At 33.7% G+C, this 5708-nt stretch carries 5 protein-coding genes; all 5 read right to left on the bottom strand.

The genetic code is table 11. The features are described from left to right. Window positions 1-901: restriction endonuclease (locus UF75_RS24470; RefSeq protein WP_045577130.1), on the bottom strand; the 901-nt coding region annotated here is incomplete at its 3' end. 130 nt (window positions 902-1031) lie between these two features. Beyond that, window positions 1032-1367: a hypothetical protein gene (locus tag UF75_RS24475; protein ID WP_045577131.1), complete on the bottom strand. Its 336-nt coding sequence runs from the start codon at window positions 1365-1367 to the stop codon at window positions 1032-1034. A gap of 34 nt (window positions 1368-1401) precedes the next feature. Next, window positions 1402-3342 carry a TrlF family AAA-like ATPase gene (locus UF75_RS26635; RefSeq protein ID WP_348983100.1) on the bottom strand — a complete coding sequence of 647 codons (1941 nt, stop codon included), beginning with the start codon at window positions 3340-3342 and terminating at the stop codon, window positions 1402-1404. After that, the gene (locus UF75_RS26640) at window positions 3284-4462 is read right to left on the bottom strand and encodes a hypothetical protein (RefSeq protein ID WP_052693625.1); all 1179 of its coding nucleotides are present in this window, start codon (window positions 4460-4462) and stop codon (window positions 3284-3286) included. The genes UF75_RS26635 and UF75_RS26640 overlap by 59 nt, the downstream gene beginning before the upstream one ends. Window positions 4463-4856: 394 nt before the next feature. Further along, window positions 4857-5708 (bottom strand): P-loop NTPase fold protein (locus UF75_RS24490; protein ID WP_045577133.1); only part of this gene is annotated, 852 nt, incomplete at its 5' end.

The following is a 5708-nucleotide window of genomic DNA, read 5'->3' on the forward strand; positions in this document are numbered from 1 at the left end:
TTATATTATGTGAGCAATAAATTTCTCCTCTTAAAGACGCTTCACTAATTGCATGTTCTAAGAGGTTCTGGAATGTATAAACTCCGCAAATCACATTCATTAAATGTGTACCATCTAATAGAATTGCTTTAAACTCTTTTCCTCTAGGTAAGGAAGCTAAAAGTTCTTTTGAAAAACCATTCATGGAAACAAAAATGCCCCTCGCATCCATCTTCCCTTCAATTTTTAAATAGAAGCTCCCCATTTCACGACCATCTACTTTTTTCTCAATCCATTTCAGCTCAAGAAGGTAATAATGACCATCGTACTTAATAGCTCCGTCTATTTGTTCGCCCATAATCCTAAAAGGTTCTTCAACTGGAATTCCACTTAAACCCATTAATTCTCCAAAAAACTTTTCTAATTCATAGCCCCTTTTTTGCCTATCAAGTTTTAGTATTTGGTCAAAACGTTCCCTCAATCTCGTTAACCTAAAATCATAGCTTTCTTTTTGTGCCCGAAGAGCCTTCGCTCGTAACGCATCCTTGCCTTCTTGTTCCTTTTTTTGTTGACGCAATATCTCCTTAAGCTTTAACGAGCTTCGCTCTGCTATCTCGATTCTATGTTTTTCCTGTTGTGGCACGAAGCTCTTATGTTCTATAAGAATACGGACAAAATTACGTGAAGATTCCAACCTTCTATCGAAATCCGATTGTCTAAATTGCAAATATAGTCCATCCATTAACTCTCTCTTTGAAAGGTTAGACCCATCTTCTCTTTTCTTAGCAAGTAGTAAGTCGCAAACAGTTGGGCTAATCCCTGACCTTAACCAAGCTTTCCTCAAGTCCTCTCTAAACCAATACAAATTAGCTATTCCATCTTTTACTAAAACTTCAATTTCTTCTGTAAACACGTCAAACATTTTGCTACACCCTTTACTGTACCGTTTTTAAATTTTGTATTATAAAAATGTCATATTCAGAATAATTTGTATTTAAATAATGACCAAAGACGGCTAATTATTTACTAATTATAAAAATATTTGCAACCAACTAGGAAACATCACCCCAATCACGTTCTACAAACCAAGGAGTCCTGTTAGTATCCCAATTTACAATATTAGAAGGGTTAAATTCGTTATCAAGCACAACTATGTCTACTATCTGTTCTGGAGGAAGGCTAAGAATATGTGGTTTCTCATCACTGTCTATATCCCATACATGGAATCTATCATTCTTTAATCTCGCTCTTCTACTCGGACCGAAATCCATAGGAGCACAAGTTCTTTCAATAGTAACCCCATCCTCTTTCGAATAGAATCTGATTTGTACCATTTTTTTATTTTGAATTGCTCTAACAAACTGCATTACAGCTTCTTGAAGATTCATTCAACCCTCTCCTCGCTTCCATATTTTCACTCGGTCAAACAGGTATCGAATGCATATTATTTTTGGTCAAGGTATATTTTAGCTCCCTTTTTTCAAACGCAGGCATAGTGCCTTCAAGTATCTGTACTATAGAACTATTTATGGAGGGATTTTCTATAGCACCAGAGTTGATACTCATTTCATTATCTTGTGTCTTGCTAATTGAAACGTGTATTATTTGCTCTGCATCGCATACAACGGCAATGTTCGGGTTATGAGTAACAATAATAATCTGTCTATTCGATTTGGCGTGTTTTATGAAAGGAACGAGTATGTTATAAACACTCTGGTTATCTAAGTTTTCTTCAGGTTGGTCAATTATCAGCGGAATATCATCTTGGTCGAGAATTAAGTAAAATATTAATAATAATGCTCCTTTCTCCCCAGGTGATAGTTGAAGAATACTCTTCCCTCCCAGTTTAAGTTCGTAATATGGCACTAAGTAGTCTAAATTGAAGATAAGGTTATACATATCTAGATAAAAACCATTCTTGATTTGACTCTGAATCTCTCGACTCTCGTTCCCTTGACCTGGTCGCCTATCCCGCTCTAAGCAAATAATTATTTTATCAAAAAACTCAATAACCCCTTCGAGAGTATTAAAATCAGTTTCCAAAATTATTTGTTTTAAAGTTACTGTTCCTTCTTTATTACCGTAAAACGTACCCTTTACACCTTGATTCACGTAGTTCAAAAATTTCTCTTCGAAATCTTTCAGGCGAAACGATACATCGAAAGTAATTTCGTAATCCTTATTGATATTCTTATACTGCTCCAAAAAGCCCGTAACAGGTTTATAAAGTTCCTTATAAACCTCTAAAATGGCTCGCTTTTTTTCATGGAGTTGAGAAACTACCCCTTTCCGTTGCTCTCTTTTGTAAGCCAAATCATTTTCCAGTTCATTATCGAGATATATGAGAACCCCTTCGTAGTATTTTAATGTTAGCTCTATATCCTCTGCACCGATAAGTTCCTGCTCCCGTTGCTCCCATTTGGAGATATCATCCAGATATGTCTGATATCTCTTTGTTGGTTCATCAAGCTTAGATTGTAGATTTGTTATCTCTTCACCTAACTTGATAATTTTAAATGCTAGACCATTTTCATTATCGGGTTTTATGGAGTCGCTAAGAGTTTCTATTTTAATCTTTACAGTTTCAACCAGTGTGTTGATAGCATTCTTGTCTATATGAACTTGAACAGCATCCTCAAACTTGAATCCGATTGTTTTTAGAAATGGTTCATTATCGGTTTTTAATTTTTCATATTGGGATTGAAAAGTGTCAATGGCTTGACTTATTCTTTCAAGGTTACTTTGCTTTATCTTTTGCTCCGATTTTTTCTTGGTGGCCAGGTTAAGCTCCTCTTCTAGCTTCTCTTTCTCTGCTCTCTTATATTTTATTTCTTCATCTATTGACTTTTGGTAGTCACCATTAGATTCTAGTTTGGCGACATCTTTAGGTTTGTTTGATTGGTGGTTAGCCAACTCTAGTTTTTTATTTGATAGACCCTCCTCAATAGATTTTCGATATGTTGCTGTCCTTTTCTTCTCCAAATCAATGATGTCTTTATTTAGAATCCCTCCCTCATTCTGGAACAAGGTAATATCCTTAAGTAAGACTTGGCTCTTATAATCAATTAATTCTTCAAGACTCTTTTGACCTAACTTTTCACTTGCATCCACATGTGAAAAAATGACCTTCTTAAGTTCTGTTTCAAAGTCATCAGGATTGTCATTACAAATTGTCTCAAAGAAGTTCTGCGGGATATACTTTACTCTTTCGTATGAGTGTTCCTCTGGTACATCCATAAGGTTTTTAATCGAGCTTTCGTCTCCACTTTCCCAAACTAACTTAGCTTCAAAATGAGAAGCCTTTTTACGTTTTTTTAAACCTTGTATTATTAAGAAAAGAGAAATTACTATGATTTTTCGTATCTCCCACTAAACCCAAAATATCTAAAAGAGCACTCTTCCCATTGCCCTTATTCCCTATAATAGTAACCAACTGGGGGTTAAATTCAAGCGTAAGATTTTCGAACCAAGTTTCATTCAATCTTGAATTTATTACCTTGTTTATTTGTAAAGATTGAATATACTTTGTTCTATTATTCCTTACTTTATCTAGGATAGGAGGTCTTTCACCAACATAAACCCTTTCAGACTCATAAGTGATTTGCCGTAATCCATCAAATGTAGGGTCGGCTTTTATCCATGTAAAACACTTACCAATTCTATCCTTGTCACGAGAATCAGAGAATCTATGAGCATCACTGCAATCCAACAGCAAATCATTAACGCCGTTATCTTTAAGCTTTTGTTTTGCGTTTCTAAAGTTGTTCAACGTTTCGGCAGAAGTAAAAACAATCTCTGCCCTATTTATAACGTCTTTTTTCTCCGCGATTGAACCGTCCGTCCAATTGAGTGAATCCCATTCTGTTTTACCAATAGCTATGATAAACTTTTCTTTGAAATACGTTTTATCCAGTGCTTTGAATATCTGTTCCTCATCCAAATTGAGATTGTTAAATCCCTCTACTAAATCACTACCAAAGTTCGCTCTTTTTTCAATAGGTGTACTGCCTTTGACTGCTTTACCTAGGTCAGCTAAACTTTCTCTCGTAATACTTCCTTTCCAAAAGCCCTCATTAACTCCTGGAGCTAACTTATACCCTTGCTCTAAGGTATTCAGAAATTGGCTCCTAATTGTACTTGGCTCTACCTCATTTGAGAAAACAACATGGAAGTTTATTCTTTTCAGACTTCCGAAATTGACTCCCGCAAACTTACTAATTCTGAATTCGAGAACTGGCAACAACAAATCGATATTTTTTAAACGATGGTTTACTTCTTTTTCTCTTTTGAGTCGTTCATAACCATCTAAAAATAAGTAATCATTGATACCTAATACCGAGAAATCTTTTGGAAGTTCTTCTAGGTCACTGATAAATCTCTCCCAAGTTTCCTCACTGTTACTCCCGTAATGTTGCACAATTGAAGCAGGAGTATGAACATGTAAATCCCATTTTCGCCACAGCGACCCTCGTGAGCTATTCATTTCGTGACCATCCCCCTTATCTCCCTAGAGTTTTACATTCTTTACCTTTTTCCAAAATCCTGCTTTTAGTATATTAATTTTGCAAAATGCAGAAAAAGATGCCGTTAGGCATCCTTCTGATTTAATTCCCGCATTTAATCCCTTTCAAAATTGATAGGTTGTTTTTAATATAGTAACCCGTTCAGCAATCTAAGTTAACCCTACCCGCTCCCTCAAAACCTCTTTCAACAACTCCAATGCACTTTCTTTATAGGGATTATTGGTACTGAGTTCGCCATGGAATGCACGGCAAAGAATTGATTTTTTCATAAGGTCTATATTTTCAATAACATCACAAATTAAGTTTGTCATCCAGTAACTTTCCCTATATCCTATGTCTTGCTTCATAAATAACTCACATGATTTCTAAATAATTTGGATAGACGAATGCAGTAGATAACTTTGAAAACTCTACGACTTTATCTATAGTTAGACCCTTAAAAGCTTCGGATTTGATATATAAATTCGCATTCATTTGTAGTTCATATCTAGAATCTTCATAACTTTTATCCTTAGGGGAACAATATAAACCATTGAAATCGAAAATATCAATAATTCTGTCTTTTGGTTTTAGTAAAAGGTATTTTTGAGAATGAATTAACAAATAATTAGCTTCATTTGTATAAATACAATGAAAAATAAACCAAGTCATATAGTCGATAAAGGAAGCTTTCATTTCATTACCAGAAAAATATATTTGTTTATTTAATAAAATTAAATTTCTTAATTTCTTATATTTTCTTGCATTCACCTTTACATACTTGGTAATTATTGACTTAAAAAAATTAAATTCGTTTCTAGTAAACTGAATTTTAACTTCACTATCTGAATAAATATTATTGTTGTTTTCATTTTGATTTTGAATGTTATTATTAGAATTAAATACTGGTTCATTAATTTTATATTCATTTTCTAAACATTCTTTCTCATCCGAGGTTTCACAAATGGACTCTAAATACTCGTCAATTCCTTTAGAATCAGGATTTGGAATAAAAAAAGGAATTTGTATAAACTTCTCAATATACTCTGTGATAAACTCTTTTACCAAAAGATTTGTCATATTATTATCATTTATATCTTTATAAATATTTATAAAATTTTTTTCTATAGCTACTCTCATTATTCTATAATCTAATGAAAAAATCGTAATTATACCTTTTCTATTTAAAAAGAGTTGAGTTGCTTCTAAAACTTTAATTATTTTTTC

It is taken from the genome of Desulfosporosinus sp. I2, assembly GCF_000960765.1.
Taxonomy (GTDB): Bacteria; Bacillota; Desulfitobacteriia; order Desulfitobacteriales; family Desulfitobacteriaceae; genus Desulfosporosinus.